The sequence below is a fragment of the Pseudomonas sp. EL_65y_Pfl2_R96 genome (assembly GCF_963970905.1).
In the GTDB taxonomy this organism is placed as follows: domain Bacteria; phylum Pseudomonadota; class Gammaproteobacteria; order Pseudomonadales; family Pseudomonadaceae; genus Aquipseudomonas.
Genome location: NZ_CAXAQH010000009.1, coordinates 114,914 through 139,570, shown reverse-complemented (window position 1 = coordinate 139,570; position 24,657 = coordinate 114,914). Strand labels below are relative to the sequence as shown.

Annotated in this window: 19 protein-coding genes; 10 read left to right on the top strand and 9 right to left on the bottom strand. The window is 60.2% G+C overall.

Annotated elements, in window-relative coordinates; genetic code table 11:
- Positions 1 to 103: 103 nt before the first annotated feature.
- The 8 genes from ppsA to AACY49_RS12420 all read left to right on the top strand — a co-directional run bounded on the left by ppsA (position 104) and on the right by AACY49_RS12420 (position 8,241).
- The gene (gene ppsA, locus AACY49_RS12455; RefSeq protein ID WP_339524014.1) at positions 104 to 2,479 is read left to right on the top strand and encodes a phosphoenolpyruvate synthase; all 2,376 of its coding nucleotides are present in this window, start codon (positions 104 to 106) and stop codon (positions 2,477 to 2,479) included.
- Positions 2,480 to 2,575: 96 nt separating this feature from the next.
- On the top strand, positions 2,576 to 3,565 hold the full coding sequence (locus AACY49_RS12450; RefSeq protein WP_339524012.1) for an alpha/beta fold hydrolase: 990 nt from the start codon (positions 2,576 to 2,578) through the stop codon (positions 3,563 to 3,565).
- Positions 3,566 to 3,757: 192 nt separating this feature from the next.
- A complete protein-coding gene (gene rraA, locus AACY49_RS12445; RefSeq protein ID WP_258696777.1) occupies positions 3,758 to 4,249 on the top strand; it encodes a ribonuclease E activity regulator RraA in 492 nt (163 codons plus the stop codon).
- A gap of 38 nt (positions 4,250 to 4,287) precedes the next feature.
- A complete protein-coding gene (locus AACY49_RS12440) occupies positions 4,288 to 5,283 on the top strand; it encodes a zinc transporter ZntB (RefSeq protein WP_339524010.1) in 996 nt (331 codons plus the stop codon).
- Between the two features lie 63 nt (positions 5,284 to 5,346).
- Positions 5,347 to 5,595: a hypothetical protein gene (locus AACY49_RS12435; RefSeq protein ID WP_007940635.1), complete on the top strand. Its 249-nt coding sequence runs from the start codon at positions 5,347 to 5,349 to the stop codon at positions 5,593 to 5,595.
- 2 nt (positions 5,596 to 5,597) lie between these two features.
- Entirely contained in the window at positions 5,598 to 6,422 is an 825-nt protein-coding gene (locus tag AACY49_RS12430; RefSeq protein ID WP_007940637.1) for a mechanosensitive ion channel family protein, read from the top strand.
- Positions 6,423 to 6,508: 86 nt separating this feature from the next.
- Positions 6,509 to 7,099, top strand: a complete 591-nt coding sequence (gene sigX / locus AACY49_RS12425; RefSeq protein ID WP_017337463.1) for an RNA polymerase sigma factor SigX — start codon at positions 6,509 to 6,511, stop codon at positions 7,097 to 7,099.
- A gap of 107 nt (positions 7,100 to 7,206) precedes the next feature.
- Positions 7,207 to 8,241, top strand: a complete 1,035-nt coding sequence (locus AACY49_RS12420; RefSeq protein ID WP_258696775.1) for an OmpA family protein — start codon at positions 7,207 to 7,209, stop codon at positions 8,239 to 8,241.
- A 168-nt stretch (positions 8,242 to 8,409) separates the two neighbouring features.
- Here AACY49_RS12420 and cobA read toward each other — a convergent pair whose 3' ends face one another.
- From cobA to AACY49_RS12380, 8 genes are all read right to left on the bottom strand, one after another.
- Positions 8,410 to 9,165, bottom strand: a complete 756-nt coding sequence (gene cobA / locus AACY49_RS12415; protein ID WP_258696774.1) for a uroporphyrinogen-III C-methyltransferase — start codon at positions 9,163 to 9,165, stop codon at positions 8,410 to 8,412.
- A 10-nt stretch (positions 9,166 to 9,175) separates the two neighbouring features.
- Positions 9,176 to 11,893: a nitrate reductase gene (locus AACY49_RS12410; protein WP_339524005.1), complete on the bottom strand. Its 2,718-nt coding sequence runs from the start codon at positions 11,891 to 11,893 to the stop codon at positions 9,176 to 9,178.
- Positions 11,893 to 12,210 carry a nitrite reductase small subunit NirD gene (gene nirD / locus AACY49_RS12405; protein ID WP_339524003.1) on the bottom strand — a complete coding sequence of 106 codons (318 nt, stop codon included), beginning with the start codon at positions 12,208 to 12,210 and terminating at the stop codon, positions 11,893 to 11,895. Before nirD ends, AACY49_RS12410 begins: the two co-directional genes overlap by 1 nt.
- Complete coding sequence (nirB, locus tag AACY49_RS12400; RefSeq protein ID WP_339524001.1) at positions 12,207 to 14,660, bottom strand: nitrite reductase large subunit NirB; 2,454 nt, start codon at positions 14,658 to 14,660, stop codon at positions 12,207 to 12,209. The genes nirD and nirB overlap by 4 nt, the downstream gene beginning before the upstream one ends.
- A 403-nt stretch (positions 14,661 to 15,063) precedes the next feature.
- Positions 15,064 to 16,734: a bifunctional protein-serine/threonine kinase/phosphatase gene (locus tag AACY49_RS12395; protein WP_339523999.1), complete on the bottom strand. Its 1,671-nt coding sequence runs from the start codon at positions 16,732 to 16,734 to the stop codon at positions 15,064 to 15,066.
- Positions 16,735 to 16,741: 7 nt separating this feature from the next.
- Positions 16,742 to 17,953, bottom strand: a complete 1,212-nt coding sequence (locus AACY49_RS12390; RefSeq protein ID WP_258696770.1) for a nitrate/nitrite transporter — start codon at positions 17,951 to 17,953, stop codon at positions 16,742 to 16,744.
- Positions 17,954 to 18,345: 392 nt separating this feature from the next.
- Entirely contained in the window at positions 18,346 to 18,921 is a 576-nt protein-coding gene (locus AACY49_RS12385) for an ANTAR domain-containing response regulator (protein ID WP_007940646.1), read from the bottom strand.
- A 15-nt stretch (positions 18,922 to 18,936) separates the two neighbouring features.
- Positions 18,937 to 20,148 (bottom strand): CmpA/NrtA family ABC transporter substrate-binding protein, encoded by a 1,212-nt coding sequence (locus AACY49_RS12380; RefSeq protein WP_339523994.1) that lies wholly within the window; start codon positions 20,146 to 20,148, stop codon positions 18,937 to 18,939.
- A gap of 229 nt (positions 20,149 to 20,377) precedes the next feature.
- On the opposite strand from AACY49_RS12380, the gene AACY49_RS12375 reads away from it, so the two are divergent.
- Complete coding sequence (locus tag AACY49_RS12375; RefSeq protein ID WP_339523992.1) at positions 20,378 to 21,406, top strand: quinone-dependent dihydroorotate dehydrogenase; 1,029 nt, start codon at positions 20,378 to 20,380, stop codon at positions 21,404 to 21,406.
- A 148-nt stretch (positions 21,407 to 21,554) separates the two neighbouring features.
- Here the strand turns inward: AACY49_RS12375 and rmf are convergent, their stop codons facing one another.
- Positions 21,555 to 21,770, bottom strand: coding sequence for a ribosome modulation factor (gene rmf, locus AACY49_RS12370; RefSeq protein ID WP_003223300.1), 216 nt, complete (start codon positions 21,768 to 21,770; stop codon positions 21,555 to 21,557).
- Positions 21,771 to 22,300: 530 nt separating this feature from the next.
- Between rmf and rlmKL the strand changes: the two genes are divergently transcribed.
- Positions 22,301 to 24,571, top strand: coding sequence for a bifunctional 23S rRNA (guanine(2069)-N(7))-methyltransferase RlmK/23S rRNA (guanine(2445)-N(2))-methyltransferase RlmL (rlmKL, locus tag AACY49_RS12365; RefSeq protein WP_339523990.1), 2,271 nt, complete (start codon positions 22,301 to 22,303; stop codon positions 24,569 to 24,571).
- Positions 24,572 to 24,657: the final 86 nt, after the last annotated feature.

Below are 24,657 nucleotides of genomic sequence, written 5' to 3'. Positions count from 1 at the left end.
CGCATTCTCACTTATTTTCCAGGTCCAGGCCATACAGCCGGCAAATGCTCCCCCGAGTCGCCGGCTTCTGAGCTTTTCCAACACAGTTAGTGGAGAGATCACCTTGGTAGAGTACGTAGTTTCCCTCGATAAGCTCGGCGTCCATGATGTAGAGCATGTGGGGGGCAAGAACGCATCCCTGGGCGAGATGATCAGTAACCTTGCAGGTGCCGGTGTATCGGTGCCCGGTGGCTTCGCCACGACAGCTCAGGCTTATCGTGATTTTCTGGAACTGAGCGGCCTGAACGATCAGATCCACGCTGCCCTCGACGCCCTGGACGTCGATGATGTAAACGCCCTTGCCAAGACCGGCGCCCAGATCCGTCAATGGATCATGGAAGCCGAGTTCCCCGAGAAGCTCAACGCCGAGATCCGCACCGCGTTCGCCACGCTGTCGGCCGGCAACCCTGACATGGCCGTGGCCGTGCGCTCTTCCGCTACCGCCGAAGACCTGCCGGACGCTTCCTTCGCCGGTCAGCAGGAAACCTTCCTGAACATCCGTGGTGTCGAAAACGTCATTCGCGCCGCCAAGGAAGTGTTCGCTTCCCTGTTCAACGACCGTGCGATTTCCTACCGCGTCCACCAGGGCTTCGATCACAAGCTGGTTGCCCTGTCGGCCGGCGTGCAGCGCATGGTCCGCTCCGAAACCGGCACCGCCGGCGTGATGTTCACCCTCGATACCGAATCGGGCTTCCGTGACGTGGTGTTCATCACCGGCGCCTACGGCCTGGGTGAAACCGTCGTACAAGGCGCGGTGAACCCGGATGAGTTCTACGTCCACAAAGGCACGCTGGAAGCCGGTCGGCCGGCCATTCTGCGTCGCAACCTGGGCAGCAAAGCCATCAAGATGATTTACGGCGAAGTGGCCACGGCCGGTAAATCGGTCAAGACCATCGACGTGGACAAAGCCGATCGCTCGCGTTTCTGCCTGAGCGACGCCGAAGTCAGCGAGCTGGCCAAACAAGCGATGATCATCGAGAAGCACTACAAGTGCCCGATGGACATCGAATGGGCCAAAGACGGTGACGACGGCAAGCTGTACATCGTTCAAGCTCGCCCTGAAACCGTGAAGAGCCGCACCCAGGCCAACGTCATGGAACGTTACCTGTTGAAAGAGACCGGCACCGTGCTGGTTGAAGGTCGCGCCATCGGCCAGCGTATCGGCGCTGGCAAGGTGCGGATCATCAAGGACGTGTCCGAGATGGACAAAGTCCAGCCGGGCGACGTTCTGGTTTCCGACATGACCGACCCGGACTGGGAACCGGTCATGAAGCGCGCCAGCGCCATCGTCACCAACCGTGGCGGCCGTACCTGCCACGCGGCGATCATCGCTCGCGAGCTGGGCATCCCGGCAGTGGTCGGTTGCGGCAACGCCACCCAGCTGTTGAAAGACGGCCAGGGCGTGACCGTTTCCTGCGCTGAAGGCGACACCGGTTACATCTTCGAAGGCGAGCTTGGTTTCGACATCAAGAAAAACTCCGTGGATGCCATGCCGGATCTGCCGTTCAAGATCATGATGAACGTCGGCAACCCGGACCGCGCCTTCGACTTCGCGCAGCTGCCGAACGCCGGTGTGGGCCTGGCCCGTCTGGAATTCATCATCAACCGCATGATCGGTGTGCACCCCAAAGCACTGTTGAACTACGACGGCCTGCCGCAGGAAATCAAGGACAGCGTCGACAAGCGCATTGCCGGTTACAACGACCCGGTCGGCTTCTACGTCGAGAAACTGGTCGAGGGCATCAGCACCCTGGCGGCAGCGTTCTGGCCGAAAAAGGTCATCGTGCGTCTGTCGGACTTCAAGTCCAACGAATACGCGAACCTGATCGGCGGCAAACTCTACGAGCCGGAAGAAGAGAACCCGATGCTGGGCTTCCGAGGCGCTTCGCGTTACATCAGCGAATCGTTCCGTGACTGCTTCGAGCTCGAATGCCGCGCGCTCAAGCGCGTGCGTAACGAGATGGGCCTGACCAACGTTGAAATCATGGTGCCGTTCGTTCGTACTCTGGGCGAAGCGAGCCAGGTGGTCGATCTGCTGGCCGAAAACGGTCTGGCCCGTGGCGACAACGGTCTGCGCGTGATCATGATGTGCGAACTGCCGTCCAACGCGATCCTGGCTGAAGAGTTCCTCGAGTTCTTCGACGGCTTCTCCATCGGCTCCAACGACCTGACCCAGCTCACCCTGGGCCTGGACCGTGACTCCGGGATCATCGCGCACCTGTTCGACGAGCGTAATCCTGCGGTCAAGAAGCTGCTGGCCAACGCAATTCAGGCTTGCAACAAGGCGGGCAAATACATCGGCATTTGCGGTCAGGGCCCTTCGGACCACCCGGACCTGGCCAAGTGGCTGATGGAGCAGGGCATCGAAAGCGTTTCGTTGAACCCCGATTCCGTACTGGAAACCTGGTTCTTCCTGGCTGAAGGTCAGGCTTCGGCCTGATGTGTTGAGTGAAGAGGCCTGTCGGTGACTGGCCTCTTTAGGATTCAAGTAGGGCGGGCTCCATCTGGATGCCGCCCTTTTTTGTGCAAGAGCATTATGCAAAGCAGCAGCAACCTATTTCCTGTCGCCCTGATCAGCGCCGAGCGGCGCGGCGATCTGAGCGAAGACGTCTATCGTTTGAAACCCGGCAACAGCCCCGACGGCACCGTCGAACTGGCTGTGACGCGCCTGGGCCTGGCCGACGAGCCAGCGGTGCGTGGCGTGCCGGTGATTCTGTTGCACGGCAGCTTTTCCAATCGACGGTTCTGGTTCTCTCCCAAAGGTCTGGGCCTGGGCGCTTATCTGACGCGCCTGGGATTTGATGTGTGGATTCCGGAAATGCGCGGTCACGGCTTGTCTCAGCGCAATCAGGGCTATCGTCAGAACCGTGTCGCCGACTATGCGCGTTACGATTTGCCGGCCATTGGCGCGTTCGTGCGCGAGCAAAGCGGCCAGGTCCCACACTGGATCGGTCACTCGCTGGGTGGCATTACACTGGCGGCGGCGCTGGGTGGGGAATACATCGGCGAGCCTGTTGTTGCGTCTGCGGCGTTCTTCGGCACGCAGGTCAGCCGCACCTACTGGCCGTTGAAGTTTCCTCCGGTGGAGTGGAGCGGACGCTTCATTCTCAAGCGGTTTGCCCAGCTGTCGGGTTCACGGCTCAAGCGCGGCCCGGAGGACGAGCCGATAGGCCTGGCCTTGGAAAGCATGCGCTGGTACGGCCTGTTTGGCCGTTTTGGCGATGCCGACAAAGACTGGTGGGCGGGTTTGGCCGAGGTTCAGTTGCCGGTGCTGGCCGTGAGCGCCGCGGGCGATCATCAGGACCCGACGTGGGCCTGCCACAAGCTGTTCGATCAGGTCGGCTCCGAGCACAAGCAATTCATCGCCCTTGGCCGCGAGCAAGGCTTTGGCGATAATTTCGGTCATGTGGAAATGCTGGTCAGCAAGGCTGCGCAGACTGAAGTCTGGCCGTTGGTGGCGCGTTGGCTGGCGGATCAACAGACGCCTTTGCTGGGTGGTAAGCCGGATTTGGCCACAGCGATTTGAGCTTGATGCTCTAAAAAGGGCATTTGGCTCTGATCGGCTTGCGGCTAAGATGTGACGAATTGAGCAGTTCTGGTCACTTTTGATGGCCGATTCGGCCGCTATGTTCGTGCAAACGGAGCGATTTACAGCCGTCCAGCCTCGGCCCGAGTATGCTGCATACTCGATTGTCTTCCTTTTTACAGGAGTTTCTCGATGAACCATTACCTCACGCCTGACCTGTGCGATGCCTACCCGGAGCTGGTGCAGGTGCTGGAACCGATGTTCAGCAATTTTGGCGGCCGTGATTCTTTCGGCGGCGAAATCGTGACCGTCAAATGTTTCGAAGATAACTCGCTGGTCAAGGAGCAAGTCGAGCTCAAGGGCAACGGTAAGGTGCTGGTGGTCGACGGTGGCGGTTCCCTGCGCCGCGCGCTGCTGGGCGACATGCTGGCCGAGAAAGCCGCGAAGAACGGGTGGGAAGGGCTGGTGATCTACGGTTGCATCCGCGACGTCGACGTCATTGCGCAAACCGATCTGGGGGTTCAGGCCCTGGCCAGTCATCCGATGAAAACCGACAGGCGCGGTGTTGGTGAACTCAACGTTGCCGTGACCTTCGCAGGCGTGACCTTTCACCCGGGCCACTACGTTTATGCGGACAACAATGGCGTGATCATCTCGCCAAGCCCGCTTGCGATGCCTGAATAAAGCACTGCCAGCTTTTTGTTTCAAGAATAGGGGTGAGGATGTTCGAGGAAGAAAACGCGCAGTGGGGGCTGGTGCATGCCCTGGTGCTGGATGGTAAAGGCGGTGCGCGTTCGATAGCCCGGACTGAACTCGATGACTTGCAGCTGCAGGCCCATGAAAGCCTGTGGCTGCACTGGGATCGCAGCCACCCGCAAACCCAGACCTGGCTGCGTAAATCCAGCGGTTTGAGTGAATTCAGTTGCGACTTGTTGCTGGAAGAGAACACCCGGCCGCGTCTCTTGCCGCTGCCGGACTCCGAACTGCTGCTGTTTCTGCGCGGGATCAACCTGAACCCGGGCGCGGAGCCGGAAGACATGGTCTCGGTGCGGATCTTCGGTTCGGCGCGGCGTGTGATTTCCTTGCGTCTGCGGCCGCTGCGCGCCACCGATGAGTTGTTGGTGCAGCTAACCGAAGGCAAAGGGCCGAGAACCGCCTCCGAACTCATCCTTTATATGGCGCAATACCTCACCCACAAGGTGCAGGATCTGGTCGGTTGCCTCTCGGAAATCGTCGATGAGGAAGAAGAAAAGCTGGATGCCGACGAACGGTATACACCCGAGCATGGGGCCGTTTTGCAGATCCGTCGCAGGGCGGCTGCGCTGAAGCGTTTTCTGGCGCCGCAGCGGGATATTTTCGGTCAGCTGACGCGGATAAAACTGCCGTGGTTCGCCGAAGACGATGGCGATTACTGGAACGAATTGAACAACAGCCTGACCCGTTATCTCGAGGAGCTGGAATTGACCCGGGAGCGCGTGGGGCTGGTGCTGGAGGCCGAAGACCGGCGTCTGACCGTGCGCATGAACCGCACGATGTACCGCTTCGGGATCATCACCGGGATCTTTTTGCCGATGAGTTTTCTGACCGGTCTTTTGGGTATCAACGTAGGCGGCATTCCGTTCTCCACCAACCCTTATGGCTTCCTGATCGCCTGCTTGCTGGCAGGCTCGGTAGCGCTGGCGCAGTGGTGGCTATTCCGACGTTTGCGCTGGTTCTGACGATGAGTCATGTGACCCGACCAAATTTGACCGCGTCTTTCACAGATATCACGAGAGGTGCGTATGCACGATCCGTTTGAACAGTCTTTGCGTGACATGCTCAAAGCCTCGCCGTCCAGCCGTGACGACGATGCCTGCCTGGGTCGCGTGCTGAAAACCGCCAACCGTCAGGTCGGTGCCGGCGATCTGTTCAGCCTGCTGGGCCGTTGGCTGCCCGCGCTGATGATCGCCCTGAATAACGGATCGGCCCATGTCGCGCCGGTTTCTCGTCTGCGCAAACCTACCGCTCGCACTGCTGATAAGGCTGATTGAATATGGAACTTGACCTCTGGACTCAGAGCCTCGTCACTGCAATGACTGCGTTGTGGACCAAAGTTGCGAACTTCATTCCGAACCTGTTCGGCGCACTGGTTGTGCTGCTGCTGGGTTTTGTCGTGGCCAAGCTGCTGGACACGCTGCTCTCCAAATTGCTCGCCAAACTGGGCCTCGATCGCCTGATGGGCGGTACCGGGCTGACCAAGTTGCTGTCTCGTGCCGGCCTCCAGGTACCTATCTCGACCCTGATCGGAAAAATCGTATATTGGTTTGTTCTGCTGATTTTTCTGGTTTCTGCCGCAGAATCCCTTGGCCTTGAGCGAGTTTCGGCTACGCTGGACATGTTGGCGCTGTATGTGCCGAAAGTATTCGGCGCGGCGCTGGTGCTGCTAGTAGGTGTCTTGCTGGCGCAACTGGCCAATGGGCTGGTGCGTGGCGCGGCAGAAGGCGTGGGGCTGGATTACGCCGCGGGCCTGGGGCGGATTGCCCAGGGCCTGGTGATCATCATCAGTATTTCGGTTGCGATCAGCCAGTTGGAGGTCAAGACAGACCTGCTTAACCACGTGATCGTGATCGTCTTGATTACCGTTGGTCTGGCGGTTGCGCTGGCCATGGGGTTGGGAAGCCGGGAAATTGCCGGTCAGATTCTTGCGGGAATCTATGTGCGTGAGTTGTATCAGGTTGGGCAACAAGTACGAGTTGGCGAGGTCGAAGGTCAGATCGAAGAGATCGGGACGGTGAAAACCACCGTGCTGACCGACGAGGGTGAGCTAGTCTCTCTCTCGAATCGGATTCTCCTGGAGCAGCATGTGAGTAGCCGCTAACCCGGCAAATCCTGCTAATGTATGCCGCCGCAAAATGCCCTGAGGGGCTGCGGCGGACATTGACCTGACTGTCGGCCCGACTTGTTTTGAATAAAGCTCAATCGCTCTCCACGCGCTACGACCCCCGCGAGCTCTCTGATGAGGAGTTGGTCGCGCGCTCGCACACCGAGCTGTTTCACGTAACGCGCGCCTATGAAGAACTGATGCGGCGTTACCAGCGAACATTATTTAACGTTTGTGCACGATATCTGGGGAACGATCGTGATGCAGATGATGTCTGTCAGGAAGTGATGTTGAAGGTGCTGTACGGCCTGAAGAACTTCGAGGGCAAATCGAAGTTCAAGACGTGGCTCTACAGCATCACGTACAACGAGTGCATCACGCAGTATCGGAAAGAACGGCGAAAGCGTCGCTTGATGGACGCTTTGAGTCTGGACCCCCTCGAGGAAGCGTCTGAAGAAAAGGCGCCGAAACCCGAGGAGAAGGGCGGACTTGATCGCTGGCTGGTGTATGTGAACCCGATTGACCGTGAAATTCTGGTGCTACGATTTGTCGCAGAGCTGGAGTTTCAGGAGATCGCAGACATCATGCACATGGGTTTGAGTGCGACAAAAATGCGGTACAAGCGCGCTCTAGACAAATTGCGTGAGAAATTTGCAGGCATTGCTGAAACTTAGTTCGGCGCAAATTTCTCTTGCGTGTAGGCAAGTTCTGATAGACTTGCCGCCGAGTTGTCCCCCGGTTTGCGGGACTGCTTCACAATCACCAGATGGGGATTTAACGGATGAAACTGAAAAACACCTTGGGCTTGGCCATTGGTACTCTCATTGCCGCCACTTCGTTCGGCGCTCTGGCACAAGGCCAAGGCGCAGTTGAAATCGAAGGCTTCGCCAAGAAAGAACAGTACGACAGCGATCGTGACTTCAAGAACAACGGCAACCTGTTCGGCGCTTCTGTCGGCTACTTCATTACTGACGACGTTGAAGTGCGTCTGGCCTACGACGAAGTGCACAACGTGCGCTCCGACGACGGTCGTAACATCAAGGGCGCGGACACCGCTCTGGATGCTTTGTACCACTTCAACAACCCGGGCGACATGATCCGTCCTTACGTTTCCGCAGGTTTCTCGGACCAGAGCATTGGCCAGAACGGCGGTGGCGGTCGTAACCGTTCCACTTTCGCCAACGTTGGCGGCGGTGCCAAGTTGTACTTCACCGAGAACTTCTACGCCCGTGCCGGCGTTGAAGCTCAGTACAACATCGACCAGGGCGACACCGAGTGGGCTCCAAGCGTCGGTATCGGTGTGAACTTCGGTGGCGGCTCCAAGCCTGCTGCTGCTCCAGTTCCAGCACCAGCTGAAGTTTGCTCCGACAGCGACAACGATGGCGTTTGCGACAACGTTGACAAGTGCCCGGACACCCCGGCCAACGTAACTGTTGACGCTGATGGCTGCCCAGCAGTTGCTGAAGTTGTTCGTGTTGAGCTGGACGTGAAATTCGACTTCAACAAGTCGGTAGTCAAGCCTAACAGCTACGGCGACATCAAGAACCTGGCTGACTTCATGAAGCAGTACCCATCCACCACTACTGTTGTTGAAGGTCACACTGACTCCGTCGGTCCTGACGCTTACAACCAGAAACTGTCCGAGCGCCGTGCAAACGCCGTTAAGCAAGTTCTGACCAACCAGTACGGTGTTCAATCGTCCCGCGTTCAGTCTGTTGGCTACGGCGAATCCCGCCCAGTAGCTGACAACGCCACTGACGCTGGCCGTGCTGTAAACCGTCGCGTAGAAGCGAAGGTTGAAGCTAACGCTAAGTAATTAGCTCGCAGCTCTGGAAAAGCCCGGCTCAGGCCGGGCTTTTCTTTGTCTGCGATTTGGGTTTCAGCGAGGGTTTTCGGTGTTTCGTAAAGATCGCAGCCTTCGGCAGCTCCTACAGGGATCGCATTTCAAATGTAGGAGCTGCCGAAGGCTGCGATCTTTTAGTTTCTACAGGGATGAGAACCGAACCAATGCAGGCTGCGATCTTTTGATCTCATCACAGGCCGCCACAGCGCCGATTACCAGGATCGCCGGGCTTTTCAGCTGGAAGCTATGGGCATCGTCCTCCATGGCTGTCAGGTCGCTCCGACATTCCCGTTGGTGCGGCAGGGAAGCATTTTCGATCATCGCCACGGGTGTATTGGCAGCCATACCGCCGGCCAGCAGTTGCTCGCGAATTTCACTGAGCTTCGCCACGCCCATGTAGATCACCAGCGTGGTGCCCCCTTGAGCCAGGGCCTGCCAATTCAGGGTGCTGTCATCCTGAGTGTGCGCCGTGACCAGTGTCACGCCACGCGCGACGCCCCTCAGCGTCAGCGGAATATCGCATTGTGTCGCGCCAGCAAGACCCGCCGTGATGCCATTGACCAGCTCAACCTCGACACCGCGCTCACGTAGCCACTGTGCTTCTTCACCGCCACGCCCGAAGATGCACGGATCGCCACCCTTGAGGCGCACCACGCATTTGCCGTGGCGGGTATAGCGCAACATCAGGCGATGAATGAATGCCTGAGGCGTGGAGCGACAGCCGCCGCGCTTACCCACAGGAATAATTCGCGCGCTCGGGCAATGCTCCAGTACCGCGTCATTGACCAGATCGTCGATCAGCACCACGTCCGCTTCGCGCAACGCTCGAACCGCCTTGAGGGTCAGCAATTCAGGGTCGCCGGGACCCGCACCCACCAGCCAGACTTTTGCGCTCATAGTGTTTTCCTCACGAGATGACGGCGACTGGCTGCGCGGTGGCGGCCAGTAAACGCTTGATTTCCGGAACGCAGGAACCGCATTGCGTGCCGCAGCCCAATTCTTGTTTTAAACCCTGCAAGTCCAGGCCACGGCCAATGCCGGCACAGACTGCGCTCTGGCTGACGTTCATGCAGTTGCACAGGGTTTTGGTGCCGGATGTCGGACCGCCAGCGTTGCCCGGTGGTGCGCTCAAGGGCGCCAGCAGCCAACGGCGCAGTTGTTCGTCGGCGCGACCTTCAAGCCACAGGCTTTGCAGCCAGTGCTGGGCGAGGGTTTCACCGGCCAGGCGAATCGCGGTGATCCGACCGTTCTCGATGCGCACCCGTTTGCCGATCGAACGCCGGGGATCGTCGTAGGCCAATACCGGGCCCTCGTTGAGGCCCAGGCATTGATCGATATCACGCAACAGTTGCGGATCGGGTGCGGTGGCGCTGGCGGCGCGTATCAGCAGCGCAGGACGTTCACGACCGGCCAGGCTGAGGCTGGCGTAGGAAAACGCCTCACAGAGCGGTCGTAGCGTCTCTAAATGCTGTTGAACATCACCCTCTATCAGGGCGAAAAGCTGCCAAGGCAATTGCACTGGCTCGAGGCGCACACCGCTGTGTTTGAGTTCCGGTTGTTTCGACAACGGATCGAAGGCGGGAAGAGTGAGGGTATTCACACCACCCTTGAGAAAGCGATCACCCCAATGCATCGGCAGAAAGGCCTGGCCCGGACGTACGCTGTCGTCGCTGCTGACCGGCACGATGACCGACCCCCGGCGACTTTTCAGATTGATCAGATCGCCAGGTTGCAGGCGATGCCGGCGCAGCTCATCCGGGTGCAGGCTCAACACAGCTTCGCTGACATGGCCGAATAACTGCGCGGCGGTGCCGGTGCGGCTCATGCCGTGCCATTGATCGCGCAGGCGGCCTGTGATCAGGGTCAGTGGGAACCGCGCATCGCGCTGCTCCTTGGCGGCGCGATACGGGTCGGTCACGAACTGTGCACGCCCGCTGGCGGTCGGGAAAACCCCGTCGAGGTACAGCCGCGCCGTGCCTTCGCGGGCACCGGCGGGGAAGGGCCACTGCTGCGGACCGAGCCGGTCGATCAACTCATGGCTGATCCCGGACAGATCGAGGTCGCGGCCGCGAGTCAGGAGTTTGTATTCGTCGAAGACTTGCGCCGGGGTTTCAAAGGCAAACAGGCTGGTGGCTCCAGGGCACAGATGTTTTTCCAGACGCTGTGCGAAATCCACGGTGATCGCCCAGTCGGAACGCGCTTCACCGGGTGCGCCGATGGCCCGACGGACGTGGGAAATGCGCCGCTCGGAGTTGGTGACCGTGCCGTCCTTTTCGCCCCAACTGGCGGCGGGCAGCAGCAGGTCGGCGAACGCGGCGGTTTCGGTGGTGTGGAAGGCTTCCTGCAACACCACGAACGGGCAGGCTTGCAGTGCCTCGCGCACAGCGGTCTGGTCCGGCATTGACTGGGCAGGGTTGGTGCAGGCGATCCACAGGGCTTTGATCTTGCCGCTGCGCATCTGCTCGAACAGTTCGATGGCCGTGAGCCCGGCGTGCTCGGGCAGTTGATCGACACCCCAGTAGGCAGCTACTTCTGCGCGGTGTTCGGCATTGGCCGCTTCGCGATGGCCTGGCAGCAGGTTCGACAAACTGCCAGTTTCCCGGCCACCCATGGCATTCGGCTGACCCGTCAGCGAGAAAGGTCCTGCACCGGGCCGGCCAATTTGCCCGGTAGCTAGGTGCAGGTTGATCAGCGCGCTGTTCTTCGCGCTACCGGCGGTGGACTGGTTCAACCCCATGCACCACAGCGACAGAAAGCTCGGTGACGTGCCAACCCATTCCGCGCATTGCTGCAATTGCTCGACGCTGATGCCACAGAGCTGCGAAACCATTGCCGGGGTGTAATCGCGCACCAGGCTTTTCAGCTCGGCCAGGCCTTCGGTGTGAGCCTTGATGAAGTCGCGGTCAATCCAGTCTTCCCACAGCAGCAAGTGCAAAATCCCATGGAACAAGGCGACATCGGTACCGGGCAGAATCGCCAGGTGCAGGTCAGCCAGATCGCAAGTGTCGGTGCGCCGTGGGTCGATGACGATGACTTTCATCTGCGGCCGGCGGGATTTTGCTTCTTCCAGGCGACGAAACAGGATCGGGTGGGCGTAGGCCATGTTGCTGCCGACGATCATCACGCAGTCGCTCAATTCCAGGTCTTCGTAGTTGCAGGGCGGCGCATCGGCACCGAGGCTGCGCTTGTAGCCGACCACCGCCGAAGACATGCACAGCCGTGAATTGCTGTCGATGTTGTTGGTGCCCACCAGCGCCCGCGCCAGTTTGTTGAAGGCGTAGTAATCCTCGGTCAGCAATTGCCCGGAGATGTAGAACGCGACGCTGTCCGGGCCGTGCTCGGCAATTGTTTGGGCGAATACGCTGGCGGCGTGATCGAGAGCCGTGTCCCAGTCGGTACGGCTGCGGGCCAGGCCTTTGCCCAAGCGCAGTTCCGGGTACAACGCCCGTGCCTTCAAGTCGCCGGTCAGATGCAGGGTCGAACCTTTACTGCACAACTTGCCGAAGTTGGCCGGGTGCGCCGGATCGCCGCTGACGCCGAGGATGCGCTCGCCGTCGTGCTCGATCAGCACGCCGCAGCCGACTCCGCAATAGCAGCAGGTGGAGGCGGTGATTTGACGGTCCATCAGCTTGCTTCCCGCAGGGCCAGCAGCACCCGGCCATTCTCGACCCGTGCCGAGTGATGGTGGGCGCAGCCGATATCCGGAGCCTGGGCCTCGCCGGTTTCCAGGTCGATCTGCCAGTTGTGCAGCGGGCAGGCCACCCGTTTGCCGTAGATCAAACCCTGGGACAGCGGCCCGCCCTTGTGCGGGCAGCGGTCGTCGAGGGCGAAAACCTCATCGTCGCTCGTACGAAAAATCGCGATGTTACCTTTCGGGCCCGCGATGATCCGCGAGCCAAGGGTGTTGATCTCTTCCAGTGCGCAGATATCCAGCCAGTTCATACCGACACCTCCAGGTTCTTCACGGGAATGACCTCGAATTCTTTTTTCAGCAGCGGCTGTTCGAGGCGTTCTTTCCACGGGTCCTGTTCAAACGACAGGGAGAATTGCAGGCGTTCGTTGAGTGCCTTGCGCCGTACCGGGTCTTCCAGCACGGCTTTCTTGATGTGTTCCATGCCGACCCGTTGCAGGTAATGCACGGTGCGCTCGAGGTAGAAGGCTTCTTCGCGATACAACTGCAGGAACGCGCCGTTGTATTCGCGCACTTCCTCGGCGGTTTTCAGCTTGACGAAGAACTCCGCGACTTCGGTTTTGATCCCGCCATTGCCACCGATGTACATCTCCCAGCCGGAGTCCACGCCGATAATTCCGACGTCCTTGATTCCCGCTTCCGAGCAGTTGCGTGGGCAACCGGAGACGGCCAGTTTCACTTTGTGCGGCGACCACATGTTGAACAGGTCGTGCTCAAGCTCGATGCCCAGTTGCGTGGAGTTCTGGGTGCCGAAGCGGCAGAACTCGCTGCCGACGCAGGTTTTAACGGTGCGGATGGATTTGCCGTAGGCGTGGCCGGACGGCATGTCCAGATCCTTCCAGACCCCTGGCAAGTCCTGCTTTTTAATCCCCAGCAAGTCGATGCGCTGGCCGCCGGTGACCTTGACCATCGGCACGTTGTACTTGTCGGCCACGTCGGCAATGCGGCGCAGCTCCGAAGGATTGGTCACACCGCCCCACATCCGCGGGACTACAGAGTAAGTGCCGTCTTTCTGAATGTTGGCGTGGGCGCGTTCGTTGATCAGGCGCGATTGTGGATCGTCCTTGGCTTCGCCCGGCCAGGTGGAAATCAGGTAGTAGTTGAGGGCCGGACGGCACGTGGCGCAACCGTTCGGGGTGCGCCAGTTTAAATAAGTCATGGTGCCGAAGAGGGTCAGCAGGTGCTGGTCGCGGATGGCCTGGCGGATTTGCCCATGGTTGAGGTCGCTGCAACCGCAGATGGCTTTTTCGCTTTTCGGTTTGACGTCCGCCGCACCGCCCACGGTGTTGATCAGGATCTGCTCGACGAGGCCGGCGCATGAGCCACAAGAACTGGCGGCCTTGGTGTGTTTCTTCACGTCATCGACGCTGAACAGACCGTGTTCCTGAATGGCTTTGACGATGGTGCCTTTGCACACGCCGTTGCAGCCGCAGACTTCGGCGGTGTCGGCCATGCTCATGGCTTTGTCCTGACCTTGATGTCCTACGTCGCCGAGGGCGTTTTCGCCGAACATCAGGTGATCGCGGATCTCGCCGATGCCATGGTTCTCACGGATCTGCCGGAAATACCAACCACCATCTGCCGTATCGCCGTACAGACAGGCCCCGACCAGCACGTCATCCTTGATCACCAGTTTTTTGTAGACCCCACCGATCGGGTCGGAGAGGGTGATGGTTTCGGTGCCTTCGCCGCCCATGAAGTCACCGGCGGAAAACAGGTCGATGCCGGTGACTTTCAATTTGGTCGACGTCACCGAACCCTTGTAGGTGGCGAAGCCCAGTTGGGCGAGGTGGTTGGCGCACACCTTGGCTTGTTCGAACAGTGGCGCGACCAGGCCGTAGGCAATGCCACGGTGGCTGGCGCATTCGCCGATGGCGTAGACCCGAGGGTCATAGGTTTGCATCGTGTCGTTGACCAGAATCCCGCGGTTGCAAGGGATGCCGGATTTCTCCGCGAGCTCGGTGTTGGGACGAATGCCGGCGGCCATCACCACCAGATCGGCGGGGATGATGTCGCCGTTCTTGAACTGCACCGAGCCGACCCGGCCATTGCCGGCGTCGTGCAGGGCCTGGGTCTGTTCGCACAGGCGGAAATGCAGGCCGCGGGCTTCCAGAGCGGTTTGCAGGAGTTGGCCGCTGGTTTTGTCCAGTTGCCGTTCCAGCAGCCATTCGCCGATGTGCACCACGGTGACGTGCATGCCGCGCAGCATCAGGCCGTTGGCGGCTTCAAGGCCCAGCAGGCCGCCGCCGATGACCACGGCGTGCTTGTGGGTCTTGGCGGTGTCGATCATCGCCTGGGTGTCGGCGATGTCGCGGTAGCCGATCACGCCCTGCAAGGTATTGCCGGGGATCGGCAGGATGAACGGGGTCGAGCCGGTGGCGATCAGCAGGCGGTCGTATTCGGCCTCGGTGCCGTCTTCGGCGATGACCCGGCGTTTGACCCGGTCGATCTCCACCACTTTGCGGTTGAGCAGCAGCTTGATGTTGTTGTCCAGGTACCAGTCCAGATCGTTGAGCACGATCTCTTCGAATGTCTGTTCGCCGGCCAGTACGGGGGACAGCAGGATACGGTTGTAGTTGGTATGAGGTTCGGCGCCGAAGACCGTGATGTCGTACAGCTCATTACTCAGCTTGAGCAGTTCTTCCAGGGTACGAACCCCGGCCATGCCGTTGCCGATCATCACCAGTTTTAGTTTTTTCATCAGGTTCTCCGGGGAGCTCGGGCCTGCCTCATCAGGGCATTCAGGCCTTGCTCGACAAAATTTTGCGCAAACAAAAAAAGGCGTCCCGCTAGTTAACTAGCGAGGACGCCTTTGTCCTTGTCCCGTTCTCTCGGGCAGCGCAGCCTTCTACGTTGAAGGCCGGGCTTTATGTATGTTGGGAAAGGTAATGCAGTGGTTGTGCCAAGTCGCACAAATGCCGAACTTATGGGCTCTCAGCGTGGGATGAGGGTGTTTGCGTGCACCGGTTCAAGGCGCTATGCCCGGTTATGAAGCAAAAAAGTCAAAAGATCGCAGCCTGCGGCAGCTCCTACGGGAGATCGTGGGCACCTGTAGGCGCTGCCGAAGGCTGCGATCTTTTGATCTTTTGGGGGCAGTGAAAAACTCAACCATGAAACAGCAAAAACAGCAGCACCAGATTCACCAGCAACGACACCAGCGCCAACGTCCGCCAGACCTTCAACGGCTCGCGCTCCAGTAACGGTCTGGGGCGCACGCTCAAGCTGCGTCGTTCCCCTTGTTCCAGCACCAGCAACCATTCTTCCGCCGTTTCAAAGCGCTGATCCGGAGCCGCCGCCACCGCGCGCTCCAGGCTTTGTGCGATCCATTCCGGCAGGTCGGGCCGGTAGCGACTGGCGCTGACCGGCACACCAAAGCGTGGACGCTGGAACGCTTCGATTTCGCCGTAGGGATAATGCCCGGTGAGCAGGTAATACAAGGTCACGCCGACCGCATACAGATCCTGTTGCGGTGTCGGCGGGTCACCTCGAAAGGCTTCCGGCGCGATATAGCTGGGCGTTCCGGGCAGGGCGAAGGCTTGATCCTCGGACAGTCCGGGGCAGTAGGCGAGGCCGAAATCCAGCAGGCGCAGCTCGCCGTCGTCCCCCAGCAGCAGATTCTCCGGTTTGATATCGCGATGCAGAATCTGCCGTCGATGCAGCATGCCGACCGCCCGCAGCAGGCGTTCGGCCAGATCCTGCCATTGAGCCAATGGCAGCGTTGCGACACGCTCATGCAGCTCAGCCAGGGTAGACCCGGAATATTCACGCATCACGTAGTACAAATGCTGACGCTGACTGGCGGCATGGACTTCAGGGAAATGCCGCCCGGCCACACGCTTGAGAAACCATTCCTCCGACAACAATGCCTGCCCGGCCCGGTGATCGTCACGTAGAGCGCCGGGCAAGGTTTTCAGCAGCCAACGCTGTTGTTGTGCGTCGCGCACCCGGTAGAGCAGCGATTGCTGGCTCTGGCCGAGGATCCCTTCGACCTGCCAGCCTTCGAAGGTCTGGCCCGGTTTCAGCGCAGGCGGGAGTGGCCATTGCTGCAAGTGAATCAGCGCGTCGCCAATGCTGGTTTCACCCAAGGCATCGACCCGCACCAGCAGGGCGCTGGCGTTGTCCTGACTGCCGGCCAGGTGCGCCGCGCTGACCAGTGTCTGCGCGGCACTGTCCAGGTCAGGTTGATCGCGCAGAATCGCCGCAATAGCCGTGTCGCCCAGCACGGCCCAGATGCCATCGCTGAGCAGCACGAAACTCTCGTTCAGGCGCAGTTCGCCATCGAGAAAATCCAGCACCAGATGTTGATCCAGCCCCAAGGCCCGCTTGAGCACGTGCTGCATGCCCGGCTGGTCCCAGACGTGATCTTCGCTCACCCGTTGCAGCGTGTCGGCGTGCCAGCGATAAACCCGGCAATCGCCCACATGAGCCAGCGTGAAACGCCTGCCGCGCATCACCAAGGCACTGACCGTGGTCAGCAGCGGTTGCCCGCCACCGTTAGCCTGCAACCAACGATTTTGCGCCAGTAGCAGACGGTCCAATGCCTGGGCGACACCCCAAGTTTCCGGGGTGGCGTAGTAGTCCAGCGCCAGGGCCTGCAAGGTCGAACGGGCCGCGAGCCCGCCATCGGCACATTGGCTGACGCCGTCGGCGATGGCGAACAGGTAACCCTTGCTTGCCGCCAGCGCCGGGGCCGGAGTGACCAGGCGCAGAGCGTCCTGGTTCTCCTCGCGGGGGCCGATGGCGCTGTGTTCGGCGAAGCTCAGTTGCAGGCTCATTCAGTCCTCACACCCGTGCAGCGGTGACGGCTGCCGAACCCCAAGTGGTTCTCCAGCGACGTTTCACACCGTGCAGACCGAACCAGGCAAGTACGCCAAGGCTGGCGAACAACCACAAGGCCATTTGATAGCTGCCAGTGCTTTGCTTGATCGCGCCCATGCCAGCCGCCAGTGCAAAGCCACCGATGCCGCCGGCCATGCCGATCAACCCGGTCATTACACCGATCTCCCGACGAAAACGCTGCGGGACCAGCTGGAATACGGCACCGTTGCCTGCACCCAAACCGAGCATGGTGCAGACGAAAAGCGCCAATGCGGCGTAGGAACTTGGCAGATTGAAACCCACCGTCGCGATGCAGATCGCTGCCACGGTGTACATCGCCAGCAAGGTGCGAATCCCGCCGAAGCGATCTGCCAGTGCGCCGCCCAAAGGACGCATCAGGCTGCCACCGAACACGCAAGCTGCAGTGTAGTAGCCGGCGGTCACCGGGCTCAGGCCGTACTGGTCGTTGAAGTAGCCGGGCAGGGCGCTGGCCAGACCGATGAAGCCACCGAAGGTCACGCTGTAGAAAAACATGAACCACCAGCTGTCGCGGTCGCCCAAGGCCTTCAAGTAGTCGGACATGGACTTGGCTTTCGGGCGCTCAGGCGCATTCTTGGCCAGCCAGTAGAAGACGATCAGGGTCAGGATCAGCGGGATCAGGGCGAAGCCGAACACATTGCTCCAGCCAAATGCGGCAGCCAGCACTGGGGCGATCAGCGCAGCGAGCACGGTGCCCGAGTTACCGGCACCGGCGATGCCCATGGCTTTGCCTTGATGCTGGGGCGGATACCATTGCGAGGCCAATGGCAGGGCGACGGCGAAGGACGCACCGGCCATGCCGAGGAACAGGCCCAGCAACAGCGCCTGCTCGTAACTGTGAATCCCGAGTTTCCAGGCGACTAACAGGGCGCAGATGACGATCACCTGGCCGATTATCCCGGCGGTCTTTGGCGACAGGCGATCAGCCAGCAGGCCCATCGCAAAGCGCAACACGGCCCCGGCCAGAATTGGCGTGGCCACCATCAGCCCGCGCTGTTGGGTGGTCAGGTGCAGGTCAGCGGCGATCTGCACCGCCATTGGGCCGAGCAGATACCAGACCATGAAGCTCAGATCGAAATAGAGGAAGGCTGCGAACAGGGTCGGGGTATGGCCGGATTTCCAGAAGCTTGAATTCATCGCGCACCTCAGCTGTCAGGCGTATCAAGAAGGAGTCATGAGCTTGCAGGTGGGGCGCCGCAACGGCCGCACCACCAGCCCCGGTCTCTGGGGCCAAAACGGAAAAACGCCGCTACCCGATCCGCCAGGGGGCGAATGAGGTGAGCGACGTCTTTGTCGTAGGTGGGGCAACCGCCGTTGGTTACCTTGCAGGGATTTACTTAGCGAGATTTGTGCCAACAATCGGTGGTTGTGGCTATAGAGGTCGTTGTGGCGAGGGAGCTTGCTCCCGCTCGGCTGCGAAGCAGTCGTAAATCCTGCCCCCGTGTTGTGTTTGATTTACCGGGTTGGCTGGTTTTGGGGCCGCTTCGCAGCCCAGCGGGAGCAAGCTCCCTCGCCACAGAGGTAAGGCTTCAGCCAAGCAACTCACTCATGGCAATAATCTGCTCCGCCACCTGTATCAGCTTCTGCTGGCGGCTCATGGCCTGGCGGCGCATCAGGGTGTAGGCCTCTTCTTCGTTGCAGTCCTTCATCTTCATCAGCAGCCCCTTGGCCAGCTCGATGCGCTTGCGCTCGGCCAGTTGCTGGTCGCGGGCGTGCAGTTGCGCGCGCAGGGCCTGGTCGCTTTCAAAGCGCGCCATGGCCACGTCGAGAATCGGCTGCAAGCGTTGTGCGTGAATGCCTTCGACGATGTAGGCACTGACGCCAGACTTGATCGCCTGGCGCATCACGCCGGGGTCGTGCTCGTCGGTAAACATCACGATCGGCCGTGGTTGGTCGCGGGTGACCAGCACCACTTGCTCCATCACGTCGCGGCTCGGTGACTCGGTATCGATCAGGATTACGTCCGGGCGCACCGTTTCGACGCGCGCGGGCAGGTCAATGGTCAAGCCGGATTCATCGATGACCTCGAACCCGGCCTCGATCAGGGCCGCTTTCAGACGCCCGACTTTCTTCGCGGTGTCGTTGATCAGCAGGATACGCAACATATTCGCAGGCTCCTGTCAGCGGCTGGCGAGAAGGGGAGCGCTGTCGCTCATGGCGTGCAGCGTGAAGCTGCGGGCATAGCCGGCCGGGTCCGAGCCGTCCCAGACTTTGCCGTCGATCAGTTGACTGCTGCGCATTTCCTGACTCCGGGCGGGCACACCGATAGCGGTGGCGGCCTCACGGTATAAGTCTAGTTGCTGGACCTGACGGGCCACGCCGAGGTAATCCGGGTCGTCACGCAGCAACCCCCAGCGACGGAACTGGGTCATGAACCACATGCCGTCGGACAAATACGGCAGGTTGACCTCGCCACCGCCATGGAAACGCATCGCGTGCGGGTCTTGCCAGCGATTACCCAAACCGTCTGCGTAGTCACCGAGCAAGCGTGGTTCGATGCAGTCGAACGGGGCATCCAGGTATTCAGGGGCGCTCAACAGTTGCGCGGTGCTGCAGCGATTTTCGCGGCTGGCTTCGATGAACCGGCTCGCTTCGAGGATCGCCATTACCAAGGCCCGGGCGGTGTTGGGGTATTGTTCGACGAAGGCGCGGGTGCAGCCGAGGACTTTTTCCGGGTGATCGGGCCAGAGGGTCTGGGTGGTGGCCATCGTAAACCCGAGGTTCTGCTGCACTGCGCTGGCGGCCCATGGCTCACCGACGCAGAAGCCGTCAATGCGCCCGGCTTGCAGGTGCGCGACCATTTGCGGCGGCGGCACCACCACGCTGTCGACATCCTGCAACGGATGAATGCCCTGGCTCGCCAACCAGTAATACAGCCACATGGCGTGGGTGCCCGTGGGAAATGTCTGGGCGAAGGTCAGTTTTGGGCGACTTTGGTGCACGTGCCGATCCAGTGCTTCAGGACTGGTCACGCCCAGGGCCTGCAAGCCGTGGGAGAGGTTGATGCTCTGGCCGTTCTGGTTCAGGCCCATGAGCACGGCCATGTCGGTGGACGCTACGCCGCCGATGCCCAGGTGCACGGCGTAGATCAGGCCGTACAGGCTGTGGGCGGCGTCGAGTTCGCCGCTGACCAGTTTGTCCCGCAGGTTGGCCCACGACGATTGGCGCTTGAGGTTCAGGGTCAGGCCATAGGGCTGGGCGAAGCCCTGGGTGGCGGCGACCACCACTGAGGCGCAGTCGCTCAGGGCCATGAAGCCGAGGTTGATTGCGGTTTTTTCCGGGGCATCGCTGCCGTTGACCCAGGCCAGTGGGCCGGCTAATGGTTCGTTCATCGATTTCGCACCTTCCAAAAAAAAGCGTCGTCCCAAGGCCCTTGCGTGCGCAAAGCCGGGTGACGACGCCATTGTCCTTCCACTCATTCCGTCGTTGGCATGAGTGCTGATGCCTGTAACGGTGCAAGGCATATGCCATCGCTGGCTGATTTTGTCGCGTGCCTCGCCTGTGGAGCCGATGCACGGCTATAATCGCCGCCTCTCATCGTCAACCGAGTCAAGCCTGCCCATGTACACCCTGGCCCGTCAGCTGCTGTTCAAACTTTCCCCGGAAACCTCCCACGATCTGTCCCTGGACCTGATCGGCGCGGGCGGGCGTTTGGGCCTCAACGGCTTGCTGTGCAAGGCACCGGCGAAACTGCCGGTGACGGTCATGGGCCTGGAGTTTCCGAACCCGGTGGGGCTGGCGGCCGGTCTGGACAAGAACGGCGCGGCAATCGACGGGTTTGCCCAATTGGGTTTCGGTTTCGTCGAAATCGGCACCATTACCCCGCGCCCGCAACCGGGAAACCCGAAACCACGGATTTTCCGCTTGCCGCAAGCCGAGGCGATCATCAACCGCATGGGTTTCAACAACCTCGGCGTCGATCACTTGCTCGCTCGCGTGGCGGCGACCAAGTACAAGGGCGTGTTGGGCATCAACATCGGCAAGAACTTCGATACTCCGGTTGAACGTGCGGTCGACGATTACCTGATCTGCCTGGACAAGGTCTACGCCCACGCCAGCTACGTGACGGTCAACGTCAGCTCACCGAACACCCCGGGCCTGCGCAGCCTGCAATTCGGCGACTCGCTCAAGCAATTGCTCGCCGACCTGGCCACGCGCCGGGCGGAACTTGCCCAGCGCCACGGCAAGCATGTTCCGCTGGCGATCAAGATCGCGCCGGACATGACCGATGAAGAAACCGTTCAAGTCGCCCAGGCATTGATCGAAACCGGGATGGACGCCGTGATCGCCACCAATACCACCCTGAGCCGCGTCGGCGTCGAAGGCTTGGAACATGGTGATGAGGCGGGCGGGTTGTCCGGTGCTCCGGTTCGCGAAAAGAGCACCCACACCGTGAAGGTGCTGGCCGCGGAACTGGCCGGTCGCTTGCCGATCATCGCCGTGGGCGGCATTACCGAAGGCCATCACGCGGCTGAAAAAATCGCTGCGGGTGCGAGCCTGGTGCAGATCTACTCCGGCTTTATCTATAAAGGCCCGGCGCTGATTCGTGAATCGGTGGATGCCATCGCCGCCCTGCGCTCCCACAGATAATGTGTTTGCAGCTCGAGATTGAGTTTCTGGCAGGCATAAAAAAGGGCTCCTCGAAGGAGCCCCTGGGCCGAAGCCCGCCGTCCGGATGGGACGTGCGTGGTTAAGTCGTTACGTAATCAGATTGTCGTGTCGGAGTGTGTGCCCTGTATTAGCCGACGGCGTGAAGTTCGTTGAGTCTGTGGATTCCCGCAGTGCCGGTCATACCGTCCCAATTGTCGCCGCGTCCTTCTCGCCAGCCATTGATCCAGGCTTGGCGTACCGACGGTAGAGTAAAAGGGCAAAGCTCACGGGATTTACCACCAACGCCATATTGATATCCGCGCAAAAATGCTCTTTCCAACGGATCACGCTTAAGTCTTCTCATAGGGTGTTGCCCTCACTTGTTGACTGTATTTATCGCGTCGACCTCAATCGAGGTCAGGCAGAAAAACTCTGCCGTTGGTGGCTCGCTGCCGGCGTCGCGAGCCAAGGTGTTGACGCCGTTGCGACGTCAACCTGAGTTGAGTTCTAACCAATGCGTCACATCGAGGGAATGATCGTTTTGTCATAAGAACGTAACCATAAAGATGCTATGGCCATAAGTAACACGATATTTGTCCCGTGTTTATTGGCCAAACCCCGGTATGATCGGCCCTGCGCAGGGTGATGGGGTTGGGCCTTTAACGAGAATGACACCCGTTGCTCTTGGGGACTATTCGACGAAGGGTCGACTTATGACATTTTGTTGCATCAACTTTTTTATCTGCCCTGGCATCTAAGCTCTTTTAACCCGAGCAGTCAGTGTGGGACGGCACACCTTCGTGCCACGCGGGCGCTCTTTTAGAAAAGCGCCTGATTGAAAACCGGATCGGCAATGCGTTGCCGGTTCACTTAGCTAAAGGCTCTGGAATTACCATGTCCGATCGTTTCGAACTCTTCCTCACTTGCCCCAAAGGCCTTGAAGGCCTGCTCATCGAGGAAGCCGTCGGGCTTGGCCTTGAAGACGCACGCGAGCACACCTCGGCTGTGCGCGGCATGGCCACCATGGAAACCGCTTATCGCCTGTGCCTGTGGTCGCGTCTGGCGAACCGGGTGCTGCTGGTGCTCAAGCGCTTCCCGATGAAAGACGCCGAAGACCTCTACCACGGCGTGCTGGACATCGAGTGGCAAGACCACATGCTCAATGATGGCACCCTGGCTGTCGAATTCAGCGGTCACGGTTCGGGCATCGATAACACCCACTTCGGCGCCTTGAAGGTCAAGGATGCGATCGTCGATAAACTGCGCACTCCACAAGGTGATCGCCCGTCCATCGACAAGCTCAACCCGGACCTGCGCATTCACCTGCGCCTGGACCGTGGCGAAGCGATTCTGTCCCTCGACCTTTCCGGCCATAGCCTGCACCAGCGCGGTTATCGCTTGCAGCAGGGCGCGGCGCCGCTGAAGGAAAACCTCGCGGCGGCGATTCTGATCCGTTCCGGCTGGCCACGGATTGCCGCCGATGGCGGCGCGTTGGCTGACCCGATGTGCGGTGTCGGCACGTTCCTGGTAGAAGCCGCCATGATCGCCGCCGACATGGCGCCGAACCTGCGTCGCGAGCAATGGGGCTTCACCGCCTGGCTCGGTCACGTGCCGGCGCTGTGGAAAAAGCTCCACGAAGAAGCCACCGAACGCGCCGCGGCCGGCCTGGCCAAGCCACCGCTGTGGATTCGCGGTTACGAAGCCGACCCACGGCTGATTCAACCGGGCCGCAACAACGTGGAACGTGCCGGTCTGAGCGAGTGGATCAAGATCTACCAGGGCGAAGTGGCGACTTTCGAGCCGCGCCCGGACCAGAACCAGAAAGGCCTGGTGATCTGCAATCCTCCGTACGGTGAGCGTCTGGGCGACGAGGCGAGCCTGCTTTACCTCTATCAGAACCTCGGCGAGCGTCTGCGTCAGGCTTGCCTGAACTGGGAAGCAGCGGTGTTCACTGGCGCCCCGGACCTGGGCAAGCGCATGGGCATCCGCAGCCACAAGCAGTATTCGTTCTGGAACGGCGCCTTGCCGTGCAAGTTGCTACTGATCAAGGTCACGCCGGACCAGTTCGTCACCGGCGAGCGTCGCACCCCGGAACAGCGCCAGATCGAGCGTGAACAGGCTGAGTCCGATGCACCGTCGAACATCGAAGCGCCGGGCAAGTACGAGAAGTACAACAAGAACGGCAACCCGATCAAACCGGCACCGGTGGTGGTCGAGCAGCCGCGCCTGAGCGAAGGCGGGCAGATGTTTGCCAACCGTCTGCAAAAGAACGTCAAGGCGCTGGGCAAGTGGGTCAAGCGTGAAGGCATCGACTGCTACCGCGTTTACGATGCCGACATGCCGGAATATTCCATGGCCATCGACCTGTATCACGACTGGGTCCACGTTCAGGAATACGCCGCGCCGAAATCCATCGACCCGGAAAAAGCCTCGGCGCGGATGTTCGATGCCCTGGCGGCAATCCCGCAAGCGTTGAACATCGACAAGAGCCGCGTGGTGGTCAAACGTCGTGAGCGTCAGAGCGGCACCAAGCAGTACGAACGCCAGAGCGCTCAGGGCAAGTTCAACGAGGTCAACGAAGGCGGTGTGAAGCTGTTGGTGAACCTCACCGACTACCTCGACACCGGGCTGTTCCTCGACCACCGGCCGATGCGCATGCGGATCCAGAAAGAGGCGGCCGGCAAGCGCTTCCTCAACCTGTATTGCTACACCGCGACCGCCAGCGTGCATGCGGCCAAGGGCGGCGCGCGCAGCACCACCAGCGTCGACCTGTCGAAAACCTACCTGGACTGGGCGCGGCGCAACCTGTCGCTGAACGGTTTCTCCGACAAGAACCGTCTGGAGCAGGGCGATGTGATGGCCTGGCTCGACGCCTGCCGTGAAGAGTACGACCTGATCTTCATCGACCCGCCGACCTTCTCCAACTCCAAGCGGATGGAAGGGATCTTCGACGTTCAGCGTGACCAGGTGCAGTTGATCGACCTGGCCATGGCGCGGCTCGCGCCGGGCGGGGTGTTGTACTTCTCCAACAACTTCCGCAAGTTCGCGCTTGAGGAAAACCTCACCGAGCGTTATGCCGTTGAAGAAATCACCACCCAGACCATCGATCCGGATTTCGCCCGCAATGGCAAGATCCACCGTGCCTGGAAAATCACTGCTCGCTGACACTTGAGCACGATTGGATCCACAGAGCCTTGATTTTTAAAGGCTCTTGGGTTCTTTCAGTGCTGGTCAAATTAGTGGCTAATAGC